Origin of the sequence: Microbacterium testaceum (assembly GCF_029761935.1) — a bacterium.
Classification (GTDB): domain Bacteria; phylum Actinomycetota; class Actinomycetes; order Actinomycetales; family Microbacteriaceae; genus Microbacterium; species Microbacterium testaceum_A.
Genome location: NZ_CP121699.1, coordinates 2932226 through 2954016 on the forward strand (window position 1 = coordinate 2932226; position 21791 = coordinate 2954016).

Here is a 21791-nt window from a genome sequence, read left to right on the forward strand (position 1 = left end):
GGATGGCCCAGGCAGCCGAAAGTGGGACATGTTCTGCGAAAAGTGGGACGAGGGGAGGGCGGGAGCGGGCGAGGGCTCAGTGGAACTGGGCGGTCTCGGTGGAGCCGGCCAGGGCGAGGGTGGCGCTGTCGGGGTTGAGCGCGGTGGAGACGACGTCGAAGTAGCCGGTGCCCGCTTCGCGCTGGTGGCGCGTGGCGGTGTACCCGTGGGCTTCGGCGGCGAACTCGGCCTCCTGCAGCTCGACGTACGCGCTCATGGCGCGCTCGGCGTAGCCGCGGGCGAGGTCGAACATCGAGTGGTTCACGGCGTGGAAACCGGCCAGCGTGATGAACTGGAAGGCGTAGCCGAGGGCGGCCAGGTCGGCCTGGAACGTGGCGATCTGCTCGTCGTCGAGGTGGCGCTTCCAGTTGAAGCTCGGCGAGCAGTTGTAGGCGAGCTTCTTGCCCGGGTAGCGGGCGTGGATCGCCTCGGCGAAGGCGCGGGCGAGTTCGATGTCGGGCTCGCCGGTCTCCACCCACAGCAGGTCGGCGTAGGGGGCGAAGGCCAGGCCGCGCGCGATGACCGAGTCGAGCCCCGGTCGCACGCGGTAGAAGCCCTCGGCCGTGCGCTCGCCGGTGAGGAACTCGGCATCCCGCGGGTCGACGTCGCTGGTGAGCAGGTCGGCGGCCAGCGCGTCGGTGCGGGCGATGATGACCGTCGGCACCCCCGCGACGTCGGCGGCGAGGCGGGCGGCGTTGAGCGTGCGGATGTGCTGCTGGATCGGCACGAGCACCTTGCCGCCGAGGTGTCCGCACTTCTTCTCGCTGGCGAGCTGGTCCTCCCAGTGGATGCCGGCCGCCCCCGCCGCGATCAGCGACTGCGCGAGCTCGTAGGCGTTCAGGGGACCGCCGAAGCCGGCCTCGGCGTCGGCGACGATGGGGGCGAGCCAGTCCTGCGTGATCTCTCCCTCGGCGCGCTCGATCTGGTCCTGCCGGAGCAGCGCGTTGTTGATGCGACGCACCACGGCGGGAACGCTGTTGGCGGGGTACAGGCTCTGGTCGGGGTAGGTCTGGCCCGCGAGGTTGCCGTCGGCGGCGACCTGCCAGCCGCTGAGGTAGACGGCCTTGAGTCCGGCGCGCACCTGCTGCACGGCCTGGCCGCCGGTGTAGGCACCGAGGGCGCGGACGTAGTCCTCGGTGTGGAGGAGGTTCCAGAGGTTCTCGGCTCCGCGGCGGGCGAGGGTGGATTCCTCGCGGACGCTGCCGCGGAGACGGACGACGTCCTCGGCCGAGTACGTGCGCTCGATGCCGTCCCAGCGGGGGTCGTTCTCCCACGAGGCGCGGATCTCATCGGCGGTCTCGGTCTGGTCGCCGGGGCGCAGGGGCTGCTGGGCGGGGGTGGCCTGGATCGTCATGTCGTCCTCCTTCGGGTGGCGGGGCGTCGGTGCCCCGTGGAGACCACTGTCCGCGAAGATCCACCCGCTCGAACGGGATTTCCCAAGTGAAGATCGACCGATCTTCCGTTCTCGTGAGATCCTCCCGGTATGGACACCGGCGTCTCCCTGCCCTCGGCATCCCTCCCGCTCGACCATGAGGAGGTGGACACCCTCACCATCGGTCGGCGCATCCGTCAGCTGCGCACCGCGCGCGGCCTGACCCTCGACGACCTCGCCGCCGCGGTGGGGCGCGCGCCGAGTCAGATGTCGATGATCGAGAACGGCCGTCGCGAGGCGAAGCTCACGCTGCTGCAGGCGATCGCGCGGGCCCTCGGGTGCACGCTCGATCAGATCCTGGATGCCGAGCCCCTCGACGAGCGCGCGGCGCTCGAGATCTCGGTCGAGCGCGCGATGCGCGGGCAGACGTTCCAGGCGCTCGGCATCGCGCCGTTCCGTGTGGGTCGGTCGGTGCCCGACGAGGTGCTGTCGGCGATGCTCGCGCTGCAGGGCGAGATCGAGCGCCTCCGCGAAGAGCGCTCAGCGACCCCCGAAGAGGCGCGGCGGGCCAACGTGGCGCTGCGCCGGCTCATGCGCACGCAGGACAACCACTTCCCCGACCTCGAGCGCACGGCATCCGAAATCCTGACCGCGATCGAGCACCCCGGCGGTCCGCTCACCCAGCGCGGGGCGAGCGACATCGCCGCGCACGTCGGCTTCACGCTGCACTACGTGCCCGATCTGCCCTCGTCGACGCGGAGCATCGCCGACGTGAAGAACGGCCGGCTGTACCTGTCGACCAAGGTCGCGAAGGGCGACCCGCGCGCGGCGGTGCTGCAGGCGCTGTCGAGCCGCATGCTCGGCCACGGCGAGCCGACGAGCTACGACGAGTTCCTTCGGCAGCGGGTCGAGACGAACTACCTCACCGGCGCCCTGCTCATGCCCGAGGCGCACGTCGTGCCGGCGCTCCGCGAGGCCAAGGAGCGGCGCACGATCAGCATCGAAGACCTGCGCGACGCCTACTCGGTGTCGTACGAGACCGCCGCGCACCGCTTCACGAATCTGGCGACCGTGCACCTCGGCATCCCGGTGCACTTCTTGAAGGTGCACGAGTCGGGCACCATCACGAAGGCTTACGAGAACGACGACGTGAACTTCCCCACCGACCGCCTCGGCTCGATCGAGGGGCAGATGTGCTGTCGGCGCTGGACGAGCCGCGTGGTCTTCGACGAAGACGACCTCTTCAACCCGTACTACCAGTACACCGACACCGGCAACGGCACCTACTGGTGCACCGCGCGCGTGGAGCAGTCGAGCGAGGGCGCGCACTCGGTGAGCGTGGGCGTGCGCTTCGACGACACGAAGTGGTTCCGCGGTCGCGACACCCCCAACCGTGCGATCTCGCGTCACGCGGTCGAGGCGTGCTGCCGTCGGGCGCCCGCTTCGCTCGAGAACGCGTGGCGCGGTCAGGCGTGGCCCAACGTGCGCACGCCGCGCACCCTGCTGGCGACCCTGCCGACCGGGGCGTTCCCGGGCGTGGACACGACCGAGATGTACGAGTTCCTGGAGGCGCACGCCCCGCGCGAGTAAGGCGGCGCGGCATCCGGGGCGCAACGGCGGGGGGATTCGGCGGCGCGCCGTGTGTGGGCCGATTATGCCCGGCGTGTCGGTATTCGCCCCGCGGTTGTGCTCGCGTGGGTCGGGTCAGGCATCACAGCCGAACGGGACCCTCCCCTCACACGGCGTTCCACCGCAGCCGCGGTGCGCCGAGTCCCGACCGCAGGACGGCCGCATCGGCCACCGGGAACGTCGTGACGATGAGCCCGTCGACCGCGTAGGCGAGAGCGGTGGTCCCGTCGGGGAGCGCGTCGCCGAGGGCGATGCGGGTCGAGCGGCCCTCGACGGACTCGTCGATCGCGTCGGGGCGGGAGAGGAGGGATGCCGCGGCCACGGTGACCCGAGAGAGCAGGGTGCCCGACCCGGCCCAGGGTGAGAACGCCCCGCGGGAGAGACCGCAGGCGAGGGCGAGGTCGTCGGTGAGCCACCGCTCGCGCTTCAGGCCGTACGGGGTGGGGGTGGTCGAGAGCAGATAGCCGTAGACGTGCAGGACCCCGGCGTTGCCCACCGGCCAGGCGGCCTCGAGCCCGGCCCGCGCGTGCAGCTCGTCGAACAGGGGGCGGGGGAGTACCGCCGCCCCGACGTTCTCGTCGATCACGCTCGAGCGGCCCCACCGGGCGAAGCGTCCGGCGGCGGCGTCGTCGGCGAGGGATGCCGACAGCCAGGGGAGCGACGAGATCGCGGCCGCGGGGTCGGTGGCCGCGAGGTGTGCGGCGGCGTCGAGGGCATCGAGGGGGTGCACCGCTCCACGCTAAGCCGGTCGCGACGGCACACAGGGAGCGTTCATCCAGCGTTTACACGACGTGGACATTGCGTCCACATTCAACGTGCACCATGGACGCAACGTCCACGACAGGAGTTCCCCCGTGCCCCGCCCCGTCCTCATCTTCGACTTCGACGGTACCGTCGCGATCGGCGACGGCCCCCTGCTGGCCTACGCCCGCGCGGTCGCCGTTCACACGGCATCCGTCGACGCCTTCGTCTCGGCCGTCTCGGCCCACCTCGCCGCCCCGACCGCCGACGTCATCGACGGGTACGACGCCGTCCGCCGCCTCGCCCTCGACGCCGGGGTCGACGACGACGACCTGGCCGCCGCGTACACCCTCAGCCGCACGCAGCTCGGCAGCGCCGACGCGCCGGTGTCGACCGCCGCGGGGCTGGCGGAGTTCCTGGCGCAGGTGGATGCCGAGCGCCTCCTCGTCACGAACGCTCCCGCCACCCGCCTCGACGACGCGCTGGCCGCGATGGGGCTCGACGGCCTGTTCGACCGCGTGGTCACCGACGCCGCCAAGCCCGCCGGACTCGACGCCCTGCTCGACAGCCTCGGCGAGGGCGTGCCGGTGCTCACGGTCGGCGACGTCTGGCGCAACGACCTCGCCCCCGCCCACGCCCGTGGTCTCGACACCGCGCTCGTCGGCGGATACGTCGACGCCGACGCCGCCCCCACCTTCCGCGCCGACACCCTCGACGAGCTGCTGCCCGCGCTCGCCGCGTGGGTCGACGCCGCCCACGTCGACGCTCCCCCCGCCGCACACCTCCCGTCCCACACCTGAATCCCACCCGAACCGCAGAGGAATCATGAACACTCGTCGCTCCCGTCTCGTCGCGGCCTTCGCCACCGCCGCTCTCGCCTCGATCGCCCTGGCCGGCTGCTCCGGTGCCGCCGGCGCCGACTCGGCCGCCCCCGCCGCCGACCCGAGCTCTCTCGTGCTCGCGCTGGTTCCTTCGCAGGACCAGGCCAACCTCGTCGACACCGCGAAGCCCCTCACCGACATGCTCACCGAGAAGCTCGGCATCCCGGTCACGGGCGTCGTCTCGAAGGACTACCAGGCCGCCGTCGAGGCGATGGGTGCGGGTCAGGCGCAGATCGGATTCCTGCCGTCGCTGCAGCTGTGGCAGGCGAACGACCGCTACGGCGCCTCGGTCGTGCTGCAGACCGAGCGCAACGGCAACATCACCTACCCGGGGCAGTTCATGACGAACGACCCCGACAAGTACTGCTCGACGCCCGTCGTCGAGCGCGACGGCATGAGCTTCTGCAACGGCGCCGACGCGCTGAAGGGCCCGGCCGGACTCGACTCGATCACCAAGATCGCCGGTGCCAAGGTCGCCGTGCTCGGACCCGGCTCGCCCGCGGGGTACATCTACCCGATGCTCGCGCTGAAGGAGGCCGGCGTCGACATCGACAGCGGCTTCCAGAAGGTGCCGGTCACGGCCAACGACGCGTCCGTCCTGGCGGTCTACAACGGCGACGCCGAGGTCGGCTTCAGCTTCTGGGACGCCCGCACGCTCGTGAAGAAGGACAAGCCCGACGTGGGCCAGAAGGTCGTCGTGTTCGGCCTGACCAACGAGATCCCCAACGACGGTGTGGCCGTCTCGAAGGATCTGTCGCCCGAGCTGCAGAAGAAGATCTCGACGGCGCTCGCCGACTACTCCGCGACCGACGAGGGCTCCGCCGCTCTGAAGGCCGTCTACTCGATCACCAAGCTCGCCCCGGCCGACCCGTCGTCGCTCGACGTCGTCGCGCGCGCCGCCCAGCAGCTCGGACTCCAGTGACGACCGGATCGCTCCCCCCGGGCGTCGAGGCTCTCGCCTCGGCGCCCTGGGGCATCCGTCTCGACGGGATCTCGGTGCGCTACCCCAACGGCACGGTGGGACTGAAGAACGTCACCCTCGACATCGCGCCCGGCGAGCTCGTCGCCGTGGTGGGACTGTCGGGCTCGGGTAAGTCGACCCTCATCCGCACCATCAACGGTCTGGTGCCCGCGACCTCCGGTGTCGTCGAGGTCGGCGGCCGTCGCGTCGACAACGCCTCGGGGCGTCGCCTGCGCGAACTCCGCGGGCACATCGGCATGGTGTTCCAGAGTTTCAACCTCGCCGGTCGCACCACGGTCCTCAACAACGTGCTGGTCGGTCGCCTCGCGCACACCCCGCTCTGGCGCACGCTGTTCGGTGCGTACCGTGACGCGGATCGCCGGCTCGCCTTCGAGGCGCTCGACCGGGTCGGGTTGCTGCCGAAGGTCTGGGACCGCGCATCGGCGCTCTCGGGAGGCCAGCAGCAGCGCGTCGCGATCGCCCGCGCGCTCACGCAGCAGCCGCGTATCGTCCTGGCCGACGAGCCGGTGGCGAGCCTCGACCCGCCGACGGCCCGCGGGGTGATGGACGACCTGCGCCGCATCAACGTCGACCTCGGCATCACCGTGCTGGTCAACCTGCACCTGCTGGATCTCGCCCGCGAGTACGGCACGCGCATGATCGGCATGCGCGCCGGAGAGGTCGTGTACGACGGCCCCGCGGCATCCGCCACCGATGCCGATTTCGCGCAGATCTACGGACGCTCGGTGACCGCGGCCGACAGGCTCGAGCGATGACCGTGCTCACCGTTCCGCCTCGTCCGAAGGGGCGATGGATGCCGTGGACCGCCGCGGGTGTCGTCGTCGCGGTGACCGTGTTCATGTGCCTGCCGGTGGTCGGGGTGGGCCTCGACGTCGGTGCGATCGCGCGCAACTGGCAGCAGGGCGCGCTGCGGGTGGGCGAACTTCTCACCCCGGACTGGTCGTTCTTCCCGCGCACGGTCGGCCCGATCCTCGAGACGCTGCAGATGGCGGTCATCGGCACCGCGGTCGGGGCGGCGATCTCTCTGCCGGTGAGCTTCTGGGCGGCTCGGCCGACGAACCCGTTCGCTCCGACGCGGGCGCTGGTGCGCGGCATCCTGAACGTGATCCGCGCCGTGCCCGAGCTCGTCTACGCGGCGGTCCTCGTCGCGATGGTCGGGGTGGGCGCCCTCCCCGGCATCCTGGCGCTCGTGCTGTTCAACGTCGGCATCATCGTCAAGCTCGTGTCGGAGTCGATCGACGCCACCGACGCCGGCCCCCTCGAGGCCGGCCGCGCCGCCGGGGCGACCCAGACGCAGATCAACCGCGCGATCGCTCTGCCCGACACCTGGCCCGCGTTCGTGTCGCAGACGCTGTACGTGTTCGAGCTCAACGTCCGCGCCTCGACCGTGCTCGGCCTCGTGGGGGCCGGCGGCATCGGTCTGCTGATCGACGCCGTGCGCACCTTCTACCGCTACGACCAGCTGTCGCTCGTCATCGTCGAGATCCTCGTGATCGTCGTCGTGCTCGACACCGTCAGCGACGCGATCCGCCGGAGACTCGTATGACCGCCCTCGCCCCCTCGCGGCCCGCGAGCCTCGCGCTGCCGCCGCGCCGTCGAAAGCCCCTGCGCACCCTGTCGTGGGTCGTCGTCACGGTCGTTGTGATCGCCGCCTTCTGGTCGGCCGACATCACGTGGTCGCGCCTGGGCGAGCTCCCCGCCGAGATCGTGCGGTACCTCGGGCTGATGTTCCTCTCGCCCGCGTGGGAGAAGCTGCCCGAGGCGCTCTGGCAGACCTGGCGCAGCGTCGAGATGGCGTGGATCGGCACCGTGCTCGGCATCCTGATCGCGACCCCGCTCTCGCTCGTCTCCGCGCGCGGCTTCGGCCCGGCGCCCGTGCGGGTCGCGCTGCGCTTCGTCTTCTCGCTGGTGCGAGCCGTGCCCGAGCTGGTCTTCGCGATCATCATCCTCTCGGTCACCGGTCTGACCCCGCTGACCGGGGCGCTCGCTCTCGCGATCGGGGGGATCGGCACCCTCGGCAAGTGGGGCTACGAGGCGGTCGAGAACGTCGCCCCCGGCCCCATCGAGGCCGCGCGGGCGGCGGGCGGCTCGACCGCCCAGGTGCTGCGCTGGGGAGTGTGGCCCCAGGCCTCGCCGACGTTCCTGTCGTTCTGGCTGTACCGCTTCGAGATCAACGTGCGCGCCTCGGCCGTGCTCGGCCTGATCGGCGTCGGCGGGATCGGCGACATGCTCACCTCGTACACCCAGTACCGTGAGTGGGCGACGGTCGGCATGCTGTTGATCGTCGTGGTCGTCGTCACCGTCGCGATCGACGCGGTCTCGGGCCGCATCCGCCGCCGCATCATGGAGGGCCCGCGTGTCCGCTGAGATCCCCGTGACCGCCCGCATCGCCGCCGTCCGCAACTCGCTGCAGCCGAGCGAGCGCCGGGTCGCCGACCTCATCGTCGATGATCCGGATGCCGTGATCGAGCTCACCGCGCAGCAGATCGCCGACCGCGTGGGGGTGGGTCGCTCCTCCGTCGTGCGCGCCTGCCAGACCTTCGGCTACCGCGGGTACCCGCAGCTGCGGGTGGCGCTCGCGGCGGAGCGCGGACGCCGCGTGGTGCCCCCGGTCGCCCAGGACGGCGTGCTCGGCGGCATCCGCTCCGCCATCGACCGCATCGCGGACGATCTGCGCGCGGCCACCAGCCTGCTGGATGCCGACGGGGTCGGTGCCGCCGTCGACGCGGTCGTGGGGGCCCGTCGCCTGCTGGTGGTGGCGAGCGGGTTGTCGGCTCCGGTCGCAACGGATCTCGCGATGCGCCTGACGGCGGTGGGGCGCCCGGCCGAGACCCTGGGCGATCCGATCGGCCAGCAGATCGCCGCGCGCCACCTCTCGCCCGATGACGTCTGCGTCGTGGTCAGCGGTTCGGGGGCGAACGAGGCGAGCCTGCGCGCGGCCACGGCTGCACGCGCGGCCGGGGCGCGAGTGATCGCCCTGACCTCGTTCGTCGCCTCGCCGCTCACCGAGCGCGCCGACCTGTCGCTGGTCCTCGCCTCGGGCGGGACGTTCCGCGACGAGCTGGAGCACACCTCGCGCATCGCGCACGCGGTCTTCGCGGAGGCGTTCGTCGACGCCGTGGCCCGCGCCCGCGCAGGCGACGCCGACCTCGCTCGCGAGCGCGTGCTCGAGATCCTCTCCGACAACCTCGGCGACGCCGGCTGACACCCGCTTCCGCGTCACGGCGGTGCGGTCGCCCCGTCGCGCGGATCGGGCGGGCGACGCGCGGGCCCGGGGGTGCCGGCATCCGGCGCATCGGGCGTCAGCTCCGCACGACGGAGCCCGCGCTATTCGGCCAGCCGCAGCGCCGCCCACAGCTCGGCGCGCGCAGAGAACGACGACAGGTCGCGATCGAGCACGCGCTCGGCCTGGGCGACCCGGGCGCGCACGGTGTGGCGATGGATGCCGAGGGCCTGCGCGGTCGCCTCGTGCGAGCAGTCGTGGGCGAGCCAGGCGTCCAGCGTCTCGAGCAACGCGGACCCCTGCGCCTCGTCGTAGGTCCGCAGCGGAACCAGGGCACCCGCGGCGACGGTGCGCGCCGCCTCGGATCCGAGGGCGGCCAGAAGTCCCGCGCGCGCGGTGTCGGCGAAGTCGGCGACGCCGGGAGTGGCGAGCCGGTCGCGCGCGGTGCGCGCCTGGGTCAGGGCGGCCGAGAAGGCGTCGTAGCCGGTGGGCGCCGAGCACCCGACGACGATCTCGAACCGGTCGGCGACCTCGGCCAGCGCGTCGCGGGCTGCGGCGGGCACGACGATGACGAGCCCGTCGTCGCCGCGACCGAAGAACATCTCGCCGCGACGCTCCTGCGCGCGCAGCTCGAGCCACTCGGTGAGGGCGGTGGAACGAGTGGATGCCGCGGGCGTCACCGCCACCACGACGGGGGCGGTCGGCAGCGGGCCGAACAGATCGCGGCCCGCGCGTCGGGCCAGCGCGGGATCGTCGGTCGCGAGCGACTGCACGAGACCGGCGCGGAAGGTGCCGATGGCCCGGCCGAGACCGTCCTGCTGCTCGAGGGCGAGGGCGGCCATCGCGACCACGGCGGTCACGACGCTGCGCGCCTCGTGGTCGAGGTCGTCGGCCGTGAGCGCGAGCACGCCGCGCAGGTGCCCGCCGCGGCCCAGGGTCTGCAGGCTCACCGAGGTGTCGTTCGGGCGCACGGTGGAGGCCGCGCGCGTGCCGCGGCGGAGCATCGTCGTGACCTCGGCGGCGACGACGTCGAGGGCGGGCGCGCCGAGTCCACCCGCCGGGTGCTCGGTGCTCAGGGTGCCGGCCGCGTCGAAGAGGCCGACCCAGCAGCCCAGCTGGCGCGAGAGTTCGGCGAGCGTCGCCGAGAGGCCGTCGGGGCGCAGGGCGGCGAGCGAGACCGCGCGCTGCGCCGCGAGAGACCAACTGCGCCGCGCGTAGGACTCGGCGGCGATCGCCTCGGCGCCGGCGCGGGCCACGGCGATGAAGGGGGTGCGGTAGGGAACTTCGAACAACGGCATGCCCGCAGCGAGGCAGGCCGCGGCGAGGCCCACCGGGATGCCGTCGCGCACGACCTCGGTGCCGAAACCCAGGGCTCGAACGCCCCGGGCGAGCAGCCGCGACACGTACGCGGTGTAGTCGTCCGTATCGGCGAACTGCGTCCCCGTCGTCAGCAGGACGAGCCCCTCGCTGAGGAACGGGGTGGGGTCGACGAGGTCGCTGGAGTGCACCCACCGCACGGGGCGATCGATGCTCCCGGCCGGGAGTTCGTCCTCGCCGGCGACGAGGCGCAGTCGCAGGTCACGGCGCGCGAGGAGGGCGCGCAGACTCGGCGGCGCGACGGCGGTGTCGACCATGTCAGCTCCTGTACGACTCGTATACGGCAGTGCCTGCGACTGTACAGGGGGGAGAGTGCGCGGCGCGGCGCGGCGTCCGTAGCATCGCCGCCATGAGCCTCGACACCCTTCCCCTCGTCGGCGGTCCGACCCTTCCGCAGGAGCGCCGCCTCGTCACCGCCATCCCCGGCCCGCGCTCGCAGGAGCTCCTCGAGCGCAAGGCCGCCGCCGTGGCATCCGGAGTCGGCCACACCGTGCCGATCCAGGCCGTCGCCGCCGGTGGGGGAGTCGTCGTCGACGCCGACGGCAACTCGCTCATCGACCTCGGCTCGGGCATCGCCGTGACCAGCGTCGGCAACGCCCACCCCGCGGTCGTGAAGGCCGTGCAGGATCAGGTGGCGGCGTTCACCCACACCTGCTTCATGATCTCGCCGTACGACTCGTACGTCTCGGTCGCCGAGGCGCTCAACCGCCTCACCCCCGGCGACCACGCCAAGAAGAGCGCGCTGTTCAACTCCGGCGCCGAGGCGGTCGAGAACGCCGTCAAGATCGCCCGCAAGTTCACCGGTCGTCAGGCCGTCGTCGCGTTCGACCACGCCTACCACGGCCGCACCAACCTCACGATGGCGCTGACGGCCAAGAACATGCCGTACAAGAGCGGCTTCGGACCCTTCGCCGCCGAGGTCTACCGCGCTCCGCTGTCGTACCCGTTCCGTGACGGACTCTCGGGACCGGATGCCGCGGCCAAGGCCATCTCGCTGATCGAGAAGCAGGTCGGCGCCGAGAACCTCGCGGCGGTCATCATCGAGCCCATCCAGGGCGAGGGCGGCTTCATCGTCCCCGCCGACGGCTTCCTCAACGCGATCGTCAACTGGTGCCGTGACAACGGCGTCGTCTTCATCGCCGACGAGGTGCAGTCGGGCTTCGCCCGCACCGGCGCGATGTTCGCGAGCGAGCACTTCGGCATCGTCCCCGACCTCGTCACCACCGCCAAGGGCATCGCCGGCGGTCTGCCGCTCGCGGCGGTCACGGGCCGCGCCGAGATCATGGACGCCACGCACACCGGCGGCCTCGGCGGCACCTACGGCGGAAACCCGATCGCCTGCGCCGCCGCGCTGGCCTCGATCGACGCCTTCGAGAACGAAGGGTTCGTCGAGCGCGCCCGCGAGATTGGCGAGCTGCTGCTCGGCCGCCTGCGCGAGATGCAGCAGAGCGACCCGCGCATCGGCGACGTCCGCGGCCACGGCGCGATGATCGCCGCCGAGTTCGTCGACCCCGCCACCGGTGCGCCGGACGCGGCCCTCACTTCCGCGGTGGCCAAGGCCGCCATCGCCGAGGGCGTGATCGTGCTCACCTGCGGCACCTACGGCAACGTCATCCGGTTCCTGCCGCCGCTGTCGATCGGCGACGACCTGCTGACCGAGGGTCTCGACGTCGTCGCCGCGGCCCTGGCCCGCAGCTGACAGCCGTCCCGACGGCGGCGGAAGACCCGAGAGCCCGCCGCCGTCGGGGCCACTCCGAGTTCGCACAGACGCACGACAAGTAAGGACGCTTTCATGGACGAGATCACCCGCGACGTGGTCGTCATCGGAGCCGGCGCCGCCGGCCTCACCGCCGCAAACGACCTGCGCAAGGCCGGCCTCTCGGTCGTCGTGCTCGAGGCTCGCGACCGCGTCGGCGGTCGCCTCTGGACCGACGTCATCGACGGAGCCATGCTCGAGCTCGGCGGCCAGTGGGTCTCGCCCGACCAGCAGGCCCTCATCGACACCGCCGCCGACCTCGGCCTGCCCCTGTACAGCCGCTACCGCGAGGGTGACAGCGTGTACGTCGGTCCCGACGGTGAGGCGAAGCGGTTCACGGGCGAGATGTTCCCGGTCGCGCCCGACACCGAGAAGGTCATCGACGAGGTCACCGCGCGCCTCGACGCCATGGTCGCCGAGATCGACCCCGACCGGCCGTGGGCGCACCCCCGAGCCGCGGAGTGGGATGCGATCTCGTGGGACGCGTGGCTCCGCCAGCAGACCGACGACGACGAGGCGATCCGCAACCTCGCGTTCGCCACGGGCTCGGCGATGCTCACCAAGCCCACGCACACGTTCTCGCTGCTGCAATCGCTGCACATGGCGGCATCCGCGGGCTCGTACTCGAACCTCGTCGACGCCGACTTCATCCTCGACAAGCGCGTGGTCGGCGGTCTCCAGCAGGTGCCCGAGCTGCTCGCCGAGCGTCTGGGCGACGACGTCATCCTCAACCAGCCGGTGCGCCGCATCGTCTGGGGTGCCGAGGCGCCGACGCCCGCTCGCTCCGCCGACAGCGCGACGGGGCAGCGGGTCGACGACCTGCGCGCCCTGACCGCGCGCGTCGATGCGGCGAAGTCCTCGACCGACGGCGTCACCGTGATCGCCGACGGCGTGACGGTCCGCGCGCGCTTCGCGATCCTCGCCCTCGCACCGGTGCTGTACTCGCGCATCTCGTTCGAGCCCCCGCTGCCGCGCCTGCAGCATCAGATGCACCAGCACATCTCCATGGGCTTCGTCATCAAGGTGCACGCCGTCTACGAGAAGCCGTTCTGGCGCGAGAAAGGCCTGTCGGGCACCGCCTTCAGCCCCTACGAGCTCGCCCACGAGGCCTACGACAACACCAACCACGGCGACGAGCGCGGAACCCTCGTGGGCTTCGTCTCGGACCACAACGCCGACGACCTGTTCCGGCTCAGCGCCGAGGAGCGCCGCGAGCGCATCCTCGAGTCGCTGTCGCACTACTACGGCCCCGAAGCGAAGAACCCCGTCGTCTACTACGAGAGCGACTGGGGCACTGAGGAGTGGACCCGCGGGGCGTACGCCGCGAGCTTCGACATGGGCGGTCTGCACCGCTACGGTGCCGACCTCCGCGAGCCCGTCGGCGCGATCCACCTCGCGTGCAGCGACATGGCCGGTGCCGGGTTCCAGCACGTCGACGGCGCCATCCGTCAGGGCCGCCGCGCCGCCACGGAGATCCTCGAGCGGACGCGCGGATGACCGCGCGCCGCGTGGTCGTCGGGTACACCGCGACCGACGCGGGTGCCGACGCCCTCGCGCTCGGGGCGCGTCTGGGCGCGGCCCTCGACGCCTCCGTACACGCGGTGGTCGTGCTGCCCTCCGCCGAGAACAACGTCTCGATCCCGACCGATGCCGGCTACGAGCGGCTCGTGCAGGACACCGCCCGCGGCTGGTTGCGCGAGGCCGTGGCTCCGTACCCCGGCATCCGCGGTCACGTCCGCTTCGCGCAGGCGGTGTCGGACGGTCTCGTCGCCGCCGCCGAGGAGTTCGACGCCGGCGTGATCGTCGTCGGTACCGGCGGGGGAGGGCCGCGCGGTCGACACCGCCTCGGCACCACCGCCGAAGAGCTCGTGCATTCAGCGCCCGTCCCGGTTGCCCTCGCCCCCGAGGGCGCGCGCGACGTCGACCCGGGGGTGGGGCTCCCGCGCGTCACCGCCGCGATCGGCACGCGCCCCGGGGCGGACGTCCTGCTCGAGACGGCGGCATCCGTCTCCCGCCGGGCGAAGGCACCGCTGCGACTGCTCTCGCTCGCGGGCATTGATCTTCCGGGGCGCGTCGACGCGTCGCTGACCCGGCTGACCGGTCAGGCCCACGCCGAGAGCGTGCTGGAGTCCGTCCGCGCCGCCCTCCCCGCCGAGATCGAGGCCGAGGCCCTGGTCGGTGCCGGATCCGACATCGAGGACGCGGTCTCTCGCATCGACTGGCTGCCGGGCGAAGTCGCCCTGGTCGGCTCGAGCCGTCTCGCGCAACCGCGTCGCCTGTTCCTCGGTTCCACCGCCGGGCGCATCCTGCGCGCCCTTCCCGTCCCCATGATCGTGGTGCCCCGCACCTCGGAGGCTTCCTCATGACCACCCCTCGCAACGACGCGAGCCCCGCACCCGACAGCGCCGTCACCACCGGCATCTCCAACAAGGGACTCCGCGTCGGCTCGATCGGCATGATCGGCGCCGTCGTCATCGGCATCTCGACCATCGCGCCCGCCTACACGCTCACCGGAGCGCTCGGCCCGACCGTCTCGGCGGTCGGCTTCCAGGTGCCGGCGATCATCCTCGTCGGGTTCATCCCGATGCTGCTGGTGGCCCTCGGCTATCGAGAACTGAATTCGCGGATGCCGGATGCCGGCACCTCCTTCACCTGGGCGGCTCGCGCCTTCGGCCCCTGGGTCGGGTGGATGGCCGGGTGGGGCCTGATCGCCGCCACGGTCATCGTGCTGTCGAACCTGGCCGGCATCGCCGTCGACTTCCTGTTCCTGCTGATCGCACAGGTCACGGGCAACCCCGAGATCGCCGAGCTCACGCGGGTCGTCCCGATCAACATCGCGGTGTGCCTGCTGTTCATGCTGCTGGCGACGATCGTGTCGTACCGCGACCTGCAGACCACGCAGCGTCTGCAGTACGGTCTCGTCGGTTTCCAGATCCTGGTGCTGCTCGTCTTCGCCGGCGCCGCGGTCGTCGAGATGATGAACGGCAACGCGTTCGATGCGAGCCCGGTGCAGCTGTCGTGGTTCAACCCCTTCGAGGTCGACTCGTTCAGCGCGTTCGCCGCCGGGCTCTCGCTGTCGATCTTCATCTTCTGGGGATGGGACGTCATCCTTACCATGAACGAAGAGACGAAGGACCCCGACAAGACGCCCGGTCGGGCCGCCACCGTGACGGTGTTCCTCATCGTGGCGCTGTACCTGCTCATCGCCGTCGCGCTGCTGATGTTCGCCGGCAACGGCACGGGGGAGCTGGGCCTCGGCAACGAGGACATCCAGGAGAACGTCTTCTTCCACCTGTCGGGGCCGATTCTCGGGCCGCTCGCGTTCCTCGTCTCGCTCGCGGTGCTCACCAGCTCGGCATCCTCGCTGCAGGCGACCTTCGTGGGCCCGGCGCGCACGCTCCTGGCCATGGCGCACTACGACGCTCTTCCCCAGAAGTTCGCCACGGTCAGCCCGCGCTTCTTCACCCCCGGCTACGCCACCATCGTCTCGGCGATCGTCGCCTCGGTGTTCTACGCGGTCATGCGCGTGCTGAGCGAGAACGTGCTGACCGACACGATCACGGCCCTCGGCGCGATGATCTGCTTCTACTACGGGCTCACCGCGTTCGCGTGCGTCTGGTACTTCCGCAAGCAGTGGTTCGACTCGGTGCGCAACGTCCTCCTGACGCTGCTCGCGCCCCTCGTGGGCGGGGTGATCCTCGCGGTGCTGTTCGTGACCACCCTCATCGACAGCGCCAGCCCCGACTACGGCTCGGGCTCGGAGATCGGCGGTGTGGGCCTCGTGTTCGTGATCACGGTCGTCATCATCGTCGCGGGCCTCGTCCTCATGATCGCGCAGCGCATCGCCAGCCCCGGCTTCTTCCGGGGTGAGACCCTGGGTCGCGAAGCGCCCGCCAGCGCCCGCCGCCGCCGCATCACGTCCTGACAACGAAACGAAAAGGAGCACCATGAGCGACTACGCCGTCGTCAATCCCGCCACCGGTGAGACCCTCGCCGAGTACGACACGCTGAGCGATTCCGGGGTGGAAGAGGCCATCGCCTCCGCCCACGACGGGTACCGCGTCTGGTCGCGCACCGCCCCGGCCGAGCGCGCCGAGGCCCTGCGCCACGTCGCTCAGCTGCACCGTGATCGGCGTGACGATCTCGCCGCGATCATCGTGCGCGAGATGGGCAAGCCGCTCGAGGCCGCCCTCGGCGAGGTCGACTTCGCCGCCGACATCACCGAGTACTACGCCGACAACATCGACAAGATCACGGGCGACAGCCCCCTCGACATCCTGGGCGAGGGCACCGCGGTCATCCGCCGTTCGCCGCTGGGCGTGCTGCTCGGCATCATGCCGTGGAACTTCCCGTACTACCAGGTCGCCCGGTTCGCCGCCCCGAACCTCGCTGTCGGCAACACCATCCTCCTCAAGCACGCGCCGCAATGCCCCGAGTCGGCCGAGGCGCTCCAGGCGATCTACCGCGACGCCGGGCTCCCCGAGGGCGCGTACGTGAACATCCGCGCGACCAACGACCAGGCGGCGACCATCATCGCCGACCGTCGCGTCCAGGGCGTCTCGGTCACGGGTTCCGAGCGCGCGGGTGCGGCCGTCGCCGAGATCGCGGGCCGCAACCTCAAGAAGGTCGCGCTCGAGCTCGGCGGGTCCGACCCCTTCATCCTGCTGTCGACGGATGATCTGGATGCCGCTGTGCAGTCGGCCGTCGACGCGCGCCTCGACAACAACGGGCAGTCGTGCAACGGCGCCAAGCGTTTCATCGTGATCGACGAGCTCTACGACGCCTTCCTCGAGAAGTTCACGGCGGCGCTGGGCGAGGCGAAGGTCGGCGACCCCTTCGCCGACGACACCGTGCTCGGCCCTCTGTCCTCCCTCGCAGCGGCGGAGCGCCTCGACGAGCAGGTGCAGCGCGCGGTGGCCCAGGGGGCGACCGTGGAGGTCGGCGGAACTCGCGACGGCGCCTTCTTCCCCGGGACCGTCCTCACGGGCGTCACGAGCGAGATGGACGCGTACGGCGAGGAGTTCTTCGGGCCCGTCGGTACCGTCTACCGCGTCTCGAGCGAGGACGAGGCCGTCGATCTCGCGAACGACACCGGCTACGGCCTCGGCTCGTACGTGTTCACGACGGATGCCGAGCAGGCTGAGCGCATCGCGGATCGCATCGAGGCCGGCATGGTCTACGTCAACGTCGTCCTCGCCGACTCGCCCGAGCTGCCGTTCGGCGGGGTCAAGCGCAGCGGCACCTCGCGCGAGATGGGGCTGCTGGCGGCCGACGAGTTCGTCAACAAGAAGCTCATCCGCACGGCGTGATTCCCGGGCGTCTCCCGACACGGTCCTTCGTGTCGGGAGACGCCGACTCTCCTGCGCGCGGTGTCCCTCGAGCGGCCTCGGTTCGCCAGCCCGGAGGACATGACATAGACTGGGGAGTGCAGTCGAAATCTGCATTCTTTCGCCGTGCCCCCGGGCACGTGGCATCCCTCCCCGAGGGATTCCAGGCGGAAAGAGGGTCGGTTTCGAATCCTGGATCCCTCGGGATCTTAGGGCGGTAGCTCAATTGGCAGAGCAGCGGTCTCCAAAACCGCAGGTTGCAGGTTCGATTCCTGTCCGCCCTGCGCACAGCGCACGCTGGCACAGACACAGACCTAGGTGGTTCGATGACGCAGGACGAGGCGAAGGGCGAGATCGTCGCTGAGCGCGGCGCGCCCCGCGAGAAGAAGCTCAACTTCTTCGCGCGGATCGCCCTCTTCATTCGTCAGGTCTTCGCGGAACTGCGCAAGGTCGTCACGCCGACGCGGCAGGAGCTGATCAAGTTCACCGCCGTCGTCCTCGGGTTCGTCGTCGTCATGATGGCGATCGTCTACGGCCTCGACGTGTTGTTCGTGTGGATCACCACCGCCGTCTTCGGCGTCCCCGGTACCGCCGGCGCCTGACCGGCGTCTGGGCGGACGCGCGGCGCCAGGAGCGGCCGCCACTGAACGGAAGAGATCACAGTGTCTGAAAGATATGTCGACGACGCCGACTGGGCGACGGCCGCTGAGCAGTCCAGCGAGGACGACGAAGCCCAGGAGGGCAACGTGCTCGAGTCCCAGGAGCGCGCCTCCGACTCGGCCGAGCACACGGCCGTCCACATCGTCGACGACGAGACCGACACCGACGACGCCGACCTCGGCGACATCGACATCACCGACCCGGAGGCGGACGCGATCGTGAACGACGCTCTCGAGATCGACGAGACCAGCGAGGCCGAGGCCGCCGCCGAGGTCCTCACCGACGCCCTCGCCGAGGAGCAGGCCGAAGAGGCCGCCGAGGCTGCCGACGAGGTCACCCCCTACGACGGCCCCGACGTCAACGGCGAGCCCGACGCTCCCGTGCTCGACGGGGACTTCGTCGACGAGGTCTCCGCCGCGGCATCCGTCGTCGACGAGGCCGAGGTAGCCGAGTCGCCGGCCGACGCCGCGACCGATGTCGACGCCGACGAGACCGACGAGGACGCCGACCCGTACGAGGCGTTCCGCGCCGAGCTGCGCTCGCTCCCGGGCAAGTGGTTCGTCATCCACTCCTACGCCGGTTTCGAGCGCAAGGTGAAGGCCAACATCGAGCAGCGCAAGTCGACGCTCGAGGTCGAGGACGACATCTACCAGGTCGAGGTCCCCATGGAGGACGTCGTCGAGATCAAGAACGGCCAGCGCAAGATGGTCAACCGCGTGCGCATCCCCGGCTACGTGCTGGTGCGCATGGACCTCAACGAAGACACCTGGTCGGTCGTCCGTCACACCCCCGGTGTCACCGGCTTCGTGGGCAACGCCCACAACCCGACGCCGCTGCGTTTCGAAGAGGCCTTCAACATGCTGAAGAGCCTCGTCGAGGTCAAGGAGTCCGCTCCCGTCAAGGGTGCCGCGGCCAAGGGCTCGGCCACCACGGCCCGCGTCATCCCCGCCGAGGTCGACTTCGAGACCGGCGAGACCATCACGATCAAGGAAGGCTCGTTCGCGGGCCTGCCCGGCACGATCAGCGAGATCAAGCCCGAGAGCGGCAAGCTCACGGTGCTGGTGTCGCTCTTCGAGCGCGAGACTCCGGTCGAGCTGTCGTTCGACCAGGTCACCAAGATGATCTGACGCCACCCGCGTCTCTCGCGAACGCCCCGCACGGCTCCGGCCTGCGGGGCGTTCGTCGCTCCCGCGGTCCCGCCCCGCCGTCGCTCCTGCGCTCCCACCCCACCGTGGCTCCCGCGCCCTCACTGATAAACGCGGTTTCTCCCGAGACACGGTGTGTGGCGCCGTGTTTCGCGACGATCGGCGTTTATCGGTTGATGAGGAGGTTGTGCGGCTGTCAGTCGGAGCGAGGGTTTCGCGCCACGGCGCGCAGCTGCGCGGCATCCGGCGTTCGCACGGCGGACAGGCCCGCGAGGCGGAGGGCATCGCGGATGCCGCTCACCCCGAGAGTCGCCGCGTAGTCCCAGCGTGCCACCCTCCACCCGTCTCGCCGGAGTGCATCCTCTCGCCGTTTCTCTTCGCGCAGGGCGTCCCGCGACCCCGCCGGATCGTTCGCCTCGTACTTCTGCCAGCCGTCGGATTCGCCGACGACCCGCTCGTGGGGCCAGCAGAAGTCCGAGCGGTAGAGCCGCCCCTCGATCCGGTGCTCGTGCTGAAGCACCGGGGAGGGGAAGCCACACCACTCGATGACCGCGCGACTCAGCGACTCGCCGACCGACTCGGCGACGGGCGATGCGCGATCGAGGAGCCAGCTCACGCGCTTTCGGCCACGCCCATCGCGCCGGTGTTCGAACACGGCCCGCAGTCGGTCCTCGGTGACGCCGAACCGGCGCATGGCGGCGTCCGCCACCGCCAATCCGAACGCCGGTGGGAGGACTCGTCCGAGGTCGATCACCGTGTCGGCGACCGATGTCAGATGGATGCCGGCGACAGTCTGTGTCCGTCGGGGGTCGGCGCTGGTGTGAACGCGCACGTCGCCGTACGACAGCGACCTGTCCCTCCGCGCGTCGAAGAGGTGCAGGTGCCGCGGGTGGCCGAAGAGCGGCAGTCCCATCAGAGCCGCCGCGGACTCGTGCGAGAAAACACCCCCGGGCCTGATGAGGTGCAGCGCGAGGACGCGAAGCAGGTAACGGCTCCACGGGGTCAGGTCGTCCCAGGCCTGTGCTGGGGCGTGGACGCCGGGGCGGACGCGGTGAAGGGTGGCATCCACCGAGGGATGCGTGCCGAGGAGCACGGCGTTCCCCGCGGCGATGAGCGAGGCGGGCGGTGGGGCCAGAGCGGGGGCCGCAGGGGTCATACCCCCGAGGGTGCCAGGATGCCGCGCCGCGCCGAGCCCGGCTGTGGATAACCCCCTTGCTCGCCCTGATAAACGCCGCGCCTCTCGAGGCACTCCGCGCCTCAGCGTGTCTGGGGAGAATCAGCGTTTATCGCGATGGTGGGAGTGGGATGGCGGTGGGGGAGCGCGGGGGCGCGGGGGCGCGGGAGCGGGGGAGCGGGGGAGGGAGGGAGGGCGAGGGATGCCGAAACGCCCGGCGTCGCGTACAATGGCAAGGTTGCGTGCGTCAGTGCGCAACGACCGCTGTCCGGAACCGCCGGATGTGCGGGAGAGAGGGAGCCGCGAGGCCCCCGCTCGAGAGAGGAAAAGGATATGGCACCCAAGAAAAAGGTGACCGGCCTGATCAAGCTCCAGATCAAGGCGGGCGCGGCCAACCCCGCGCCGCCGATCGGTCCGGCGCTCGGTCAGCACGGCGTCAACATCATGGAGTTCTGCAAGGCCTACAACGCGGCGACCGAAGCCCAGCGCGGCAACGTCATCCCCGTTGAGATCACGGTCTACGAAGACCGCAGCTTCACCTTCATCCTGAAGACCCCGCCGGCGGCGGAGCTCATCAAGAAGGCAGCCGGACTGGCCAAGGGCTCGTCCACGCCGCACACGGTCAAGGTGGGCAAGCTCACCAAGGACCAGGTTCGCGAGATCGCCACCACGAAGCAGCCCGACCTGAACGCGAACGACATCGAGGCCGCCTCGAAGATCATCGCCGGCACCGCCCGTTCCATGGGCATCACGGTCGAGGACTGAGGGAGATAACAATGGCTACCAAGTCCAAGGCATTCCGCGCCGCTGCTGAGAAGATCGCGGCCGACACGTTCTACACCCCGACCGAGGCCGTCGCCCTCGCGAAGGAGACCGGCTCGAAGAAGTTCGACTCGACCGTCGAGGTCGCGCTGAAGCTTTCGGTCGACCCCCGTAAGGCCGACCAGATGGTCCGCGGCACGGTCATCCTCCCCCACGGCACGGGTAAGACCGCGCGCGTCATCGTCTTCGCCAACGGCCCCGCGGCCGAGGCGGCTCTCGCCGCCGGCGCCGACGAGGTCGGTGGAGCCGAGCTCATCGAGAAGGTCGCGGCCGGCTACACGTCGTTCGACGCCGCCGTCTCGACCCCCGAGCTCATGGGCCAGGTCGGTCGCCTCGGCAAGGTCCTCGGACCCCGCGGCCTCATGCCGAACCCCAAGACCGGCACCGTGACCCCCAACCCGGCCAAGGCCGTCGAGGAGATCAAGGGCGGAAAGATCGAGTTCCGCGTCGACAAGCACGCCAACGTGCACTTCGTCGTCGGCAAGGCGTCGTTCACCGCTGAGCAGCTCGACGAGAACCTCGCCGCCGCTCTCGAGGAGATCGTCCGCCTCAAGCCCTCGAGCTCGAAGGGTCGTTACATCCAGAAGGGCGCCGTGTCGACCACGTTCGGCCCCGGCATCCCGCTGGACGTCAACGTCATCGTCTGACATCCGTCACCGAAAA

General features: G+C 70.9%; 20 protein-coding genes and 1 tRNA gene. 17 read left to right on the plus strand and 4 right to left on the minus strand.

Annotated elements, in window-relative coordinates:
• Positions 1-76: 76 nt before the first annotated feature.
• Positions 77-1393 carry an isocitrate lyase gene (gene aceA / locus QBE02_RS14060; RefSeq protein WP_279366274.1) on the minus strand — a complete coding sequence of 439 codons (1317 nt, stop codon included), beginning with the start codon at positions 1391-1393 and terminating at the stop codon, positions 77-79.
• 129 nt (positions 1394-1522) lie between these two features.
• Between aceA and QBE02_RS14065 the strand changes: the two genes are divergently transcribed.
• Positions 1523-3001, plus strand: coding sequence for an XRE family transcriptional regulator (locus tag QBE02_RS14065; protein ID WP_279366275.1), 1479 nt, complete (start codon positions 1523-1525; stop codon positions 2999-3001).
• 145 nt (positions 3002-3146) lie between these two features.
• On the opposite strand, the gene QBE02_RS14070 is transcribed toward QBE02_RS14065, so the two are convergent.
• On the minus strand, positions 3147-3770 hold the full coding sequence (locus QBE02_RS14070; protein WP_279366276.1) for an amino acid deaminase: 624 nt from the start codon (positions 3768-3770) through the stop codon (positions 3147-3149).
• A gap of 124 nt (positions 3771-3894) precedes the next feature.
• On the opposite strand from QBE02_RS14070, the gene QBE02_RS14075 reads away from it, so the two are divergent.
• Genes QBE02_RS14075 through QBE02_RS14100 form a run of 6 tightly spaced genes read left to right on the plus strand, consistent with a single transcriptional unit; the run spans position 3895 to position 8849 of the window.
• The gene (locus QBE02_RS14075) at positions 3895-4581 is read left to right on the plus strand and encodes an HAD family hydrolase (RefSeq protein ID WP_279366277.1); all 687 of its coding nucleotides are present in this window, start codon (positions 3895-3897) and stop codon (positions 4579-4581) included.
• Positions 4582-4606: 25 nt separating this feature from the next.
• Entirely contained in the window at positions 4607-5584 is a 978-nt protein-coding gene (locus QBE02_RS14080; RefSeq protein WP_279366278.1) for a phosphate/phosphite/phosphonate ABC transporter substrate-binding protein, read from the plus strand.
• Entirely contained in the window at positions 5581-6399 is an 819-nt protein-coding gene (gene phnC / locus QBE02_RS14085; RefSeq protein ID WP_279366279.1) for a phosphonate ABC transporter ATP-binding protein, read from the plus strand. The genes QBE02_RS14080 and phnC overlap by 4 nt, the downstream gene beginning before the upstream one ends.
• Entirely contained in the window at positions 6396-7190 is a 795-nt protein-coding gene (gene phnE, locus QBE02_RS14090) for a phosphonate ABC transporter, permease protein PhnE (RefSeq protein WP_279366280.1), read from the plus strand. The genes phnC and phnE (QBE02_RS14090) overlap by 4 nt, the downstream gene beginning before the upstream one ends.
• The gene (phnE, locus tag QBE02_RS14095; protein ID WP_279366281.1) at positions 7187-8011 is read left to right on the plus strand and encodes a phosphonate ABC transporter, permease protein PhnE; all 825 of its coding nucleotides are present in this window, start codon (positions 7187-7189) and stop codon (positions 8009-8011) included. Before phnE (QBE02_RS14090) ends, phnE (QBE02_RS14095) begins: the two co-directional genes overlap by 4 nt.
• The gene (locus tag QBE02_RS14100) at positions 8001-8849 is read left to right on the plus strand and encodes a MurR/RpiR family transcriptional regulator (protein WP_279366282.1); all 849 of its coding nucleotides are present in this window, start codon (positions 8001-8003) and stop codon (positions 8847-8849) included. The genes phnE (QBE02_RS14095) and QBE02_RS14100 overlap by 11 nt, the downstream gene beginning before the upstream one ends.
• Positions 8850-8971: 122 nt before the next feature.
• On the opposite strand, the gene QBE02_RS14105 is transcribed toward QBE02_RS14100, so the two are convergent.
• On the minus strand, positions 8972-10501 hold the full coding sequence (locus QBE02_RS14105) for a PucR family transcriptional regulator (protein WP_279366283.1): 1530 nt from the start codon (positions 10499-10501) through the stop codon (positions 8972-8974).
• Positions 10502-10593: 92 nt separating this feature from the next.
• Between QBE02_RS14105 and gabT the strand changes: the two genes are divergently transcribed.
• The 8 genes from gabT to nusG all read left to right on the plus strand — a co-directional run bounded on the left by gabT (position 10594) and on the right by nusG (position 19114).
• On the plus strand, positions 10594-11943 hold the full coding sequence (gene gabT / locus QBE02_RS14110; protein ID WP_279366284.1) for a 4-aminobutyrate--2-oxoglutarate transaminase: 1350 nt from the start codon (positions 10594-10596) through the stop codon (positions 11941-11943).
• Between the two features lie 93 nt (positions 11944-12036).
• A complete protein-coding gene (locus QBE02_RS14115) occupies positions 12037-13497 on the plus strand; it encodes a flavin monoamine oxidase family protein (RefSeq protein WP_279366285.1) in 1461 nt (486 codons plus the stop codon).
• Positions 13494-14366 (plus strand): universal stress protein, encoded by an 873-nt coding sequence (locus QBE02_RS14120; RefSeq protein WP_279366286.1) that lies wholly within the window; start codon positions 13494-13496, stop codon positions 14364-14366. Before QBE02_RS14115 ends, QBE02_RS14120 begins: the two co-directional genes overlap by 4 nt.
• A complete protein-coding gene (locus tag QBE02_RS14125; protein WP_279366287.1) occupies positions 14363-15925 on the plus strand; it encodes an APC family permease in 1563 nt (520 codons plus the stop codon). Before QBE02_RS14120 ends, QBE02_RS14125 begins: the two co-directional genes overlap by 4 nt.
• A gap of 22 nt (positions 15926-15947) precedes the next feature.
• Positions 15948-17309 (plus strand): NAD-dependent succinate-semialdehyde dehydrogenase, encoded by a 1362-nt coding sequence (locus tag QBE02_RS14130; protein ID WP_279366288.1) that lies wholly within the window; start codon positions 15948-15950, stop codon positions 17307-17309.
• A 229-nt stretch (positions 17310-17538) separates the two neighbouring features.
• A tRNA-Trp gene (locus tag QBE02_RS14135) sits at positions 17539-17611 on the plus strand.
• A 42-nt stretch (positions 17612-17653) separates the two neighbouring features.
• Positions 17654-17929 (plus strand): preprotein translocase subunit SecE, encoded by a 276-nt coding sequence (secE, locus tag QBE02_RS14140; RefSeq protein ID WP_056230372.1) that lies wholly within the window; start codon positions 17654-17656, stop codon positions 17927-17929.
• A 60-nt stretch (positions 17930-17989) separates the two neighbouring features.
• Positions 17990-19114: a transcription termination/antitermination protein NusG gene (gene nusG, locus QBE02_RS14145; RefSeq protein WP_279366289.1), complete on the plus strand. Its 1125-nt coding sequence runs from the start codon at positions 17990-17992 to the stop codon at positions 19112-19114.
• A gap of 214 nt (positions 19115-19328) precedes the next feature.
• Here the strand turns inward: nusG and QBE02_RS14150 are convergent, their stop codons facing one another.
• A complete protein-coding gene (locus QBE02_RS14150; protein WP_279366290.1) occupies positions 19329-20288 on the minus strand; it encodes a hypothetical protein in 960 nt (319 codons plus the stop codon).
• 351 nt (positions 20289-20639) lie between these two features.
• Here QBE02_RS14150 and rplK point away from each other — a divergent pair, with 351 nt between their 5' ends.
• Positions 20640-21071, plus strand: coding sequence for a 50S ribosomal protein L11 (gene rplK / locus QBE02_RS14155; RefSeq protein WP_013585556.1), 432 nt, complete (start codon positions 20640-20642; stop codon positions 21069-21071).
• An 11-nt stretch (positions 21072-21082) separates the two neighbouring features.
• On the plus strand, positions 21083-21775 hold the full coding sequence (gene rplA, locus QBE02_RS14160; RefSeq protein ID WP_056230364.1) for a 50S ribosomal protein L1: 693 nt from the start codon (positions 21083-21085) through the stop codon (positions 21773-21775).
• Positions 21776-21791 lie beyond the last annotated feature (16 nt).

Bases quoted from the DNA above. Each gene is read 5' to 3' on its own strand.
- gabT (WP_279366284.1), top strand. From the start codon at position 10,594: ATGAGCCTCGACACCCTTCCCCTCGTCGGCGGTCCGACCCTTCCGCAG.
- rplK (WP_013585556.1), top strand. From the start codon at position 20,640: ATGGCACCCAAGAAAAAGGTGACCGGCCTGATCAAGCTCCAGATCAAG.
- phnE (WP_279366281.1), top strand. From the start codon at position 7,187: ATGACCGCCCTCGCCCCCTCGCGGCCCGCGAGCCTCGCGCTGCCGCCG.
- aceA (WP_279366274.1), bottom strand. From the start codon at position 1,393: ATGACGATCCAGGCCACCCCCGCCCAGCAGCCCCTGCGCCCCGGCGAC.
- rplA (WP_056230364.1), top strand. From the start codon at position 21,083: ATGGCTACCAAGTCCAAGGCATTCCGCGCCGCTGCTGAGAAGATCGCG.
- QBE02_RS14105 (WP_279366283.1), bottom strand. From the start codon at position 10,501: ATGGTCGACACCGCCGTCGCGCCGCCGAGTCTGCGCGCCCTCCTCGCG.
- QBE02_RS14065 (WP_279366275.1), top strand. From the start codon at position 1,523: ATGGACACCGGCGTCTCCCTGCCCTCGGCATCCCTCCCGCTCGACCAT.
- phnE (WP_279366280.1), top strand. From the start codon at position 6,396: ATGACCGTGCTCACCGTTCCGCCTCGTCCGAAGGGGCGATGGATGCCG.
- QBE02_RS14130 (WP_279366288.1), top strand. From the start codon at position 15,948: ATGAGCGACTACGCCGTCGTCAATCCCGCCACCGGTGAGACCCTCGCC.
- secE (WP_056230372.1), top strand. From the start codon at position 17,654: ATGACGCAGGACGAGGCGAAGGGCGAGATCGTCGCTGAGCGCGGCGCG.
- QBE02_RS14120 (WP_279366286.1), top strand. From the start codon at position 13,494: ATGACCGCGCGCCGCGTGGTCGTCGGGTACACCGCGACCGACGCGGGT.
- QBE02_RS14115 (WP_279366285.1), top strand. From the start codon at position 12,037: ATGGACGAGATCACCCGCGACGTGGTCGTCATCGGAGCCGGCGCCGCC.
- QBE02_RS14080 (WP_279366278.1), top strand. From the start codon at position 4,607: ATGAACACTCGTCGCTCCCGTCTCGTCGCGGCCTTCGCCACCGCCGCT.
- QBE02_RS14125 (WP_279366287.1), top strand. From the start codon at position 14,363: ATGACCACCCCTCGCAACGACGCGAGCCCCGCACCCGACAGCGCCGTC.
- QBE02_RS14150 (WP_279366290.1), bottom strand. From the start codon at position 20,288: ATGACCCCTGCGGCCCCCGCTCTGGCCCCACCGCCCGCCTCGCTCATC.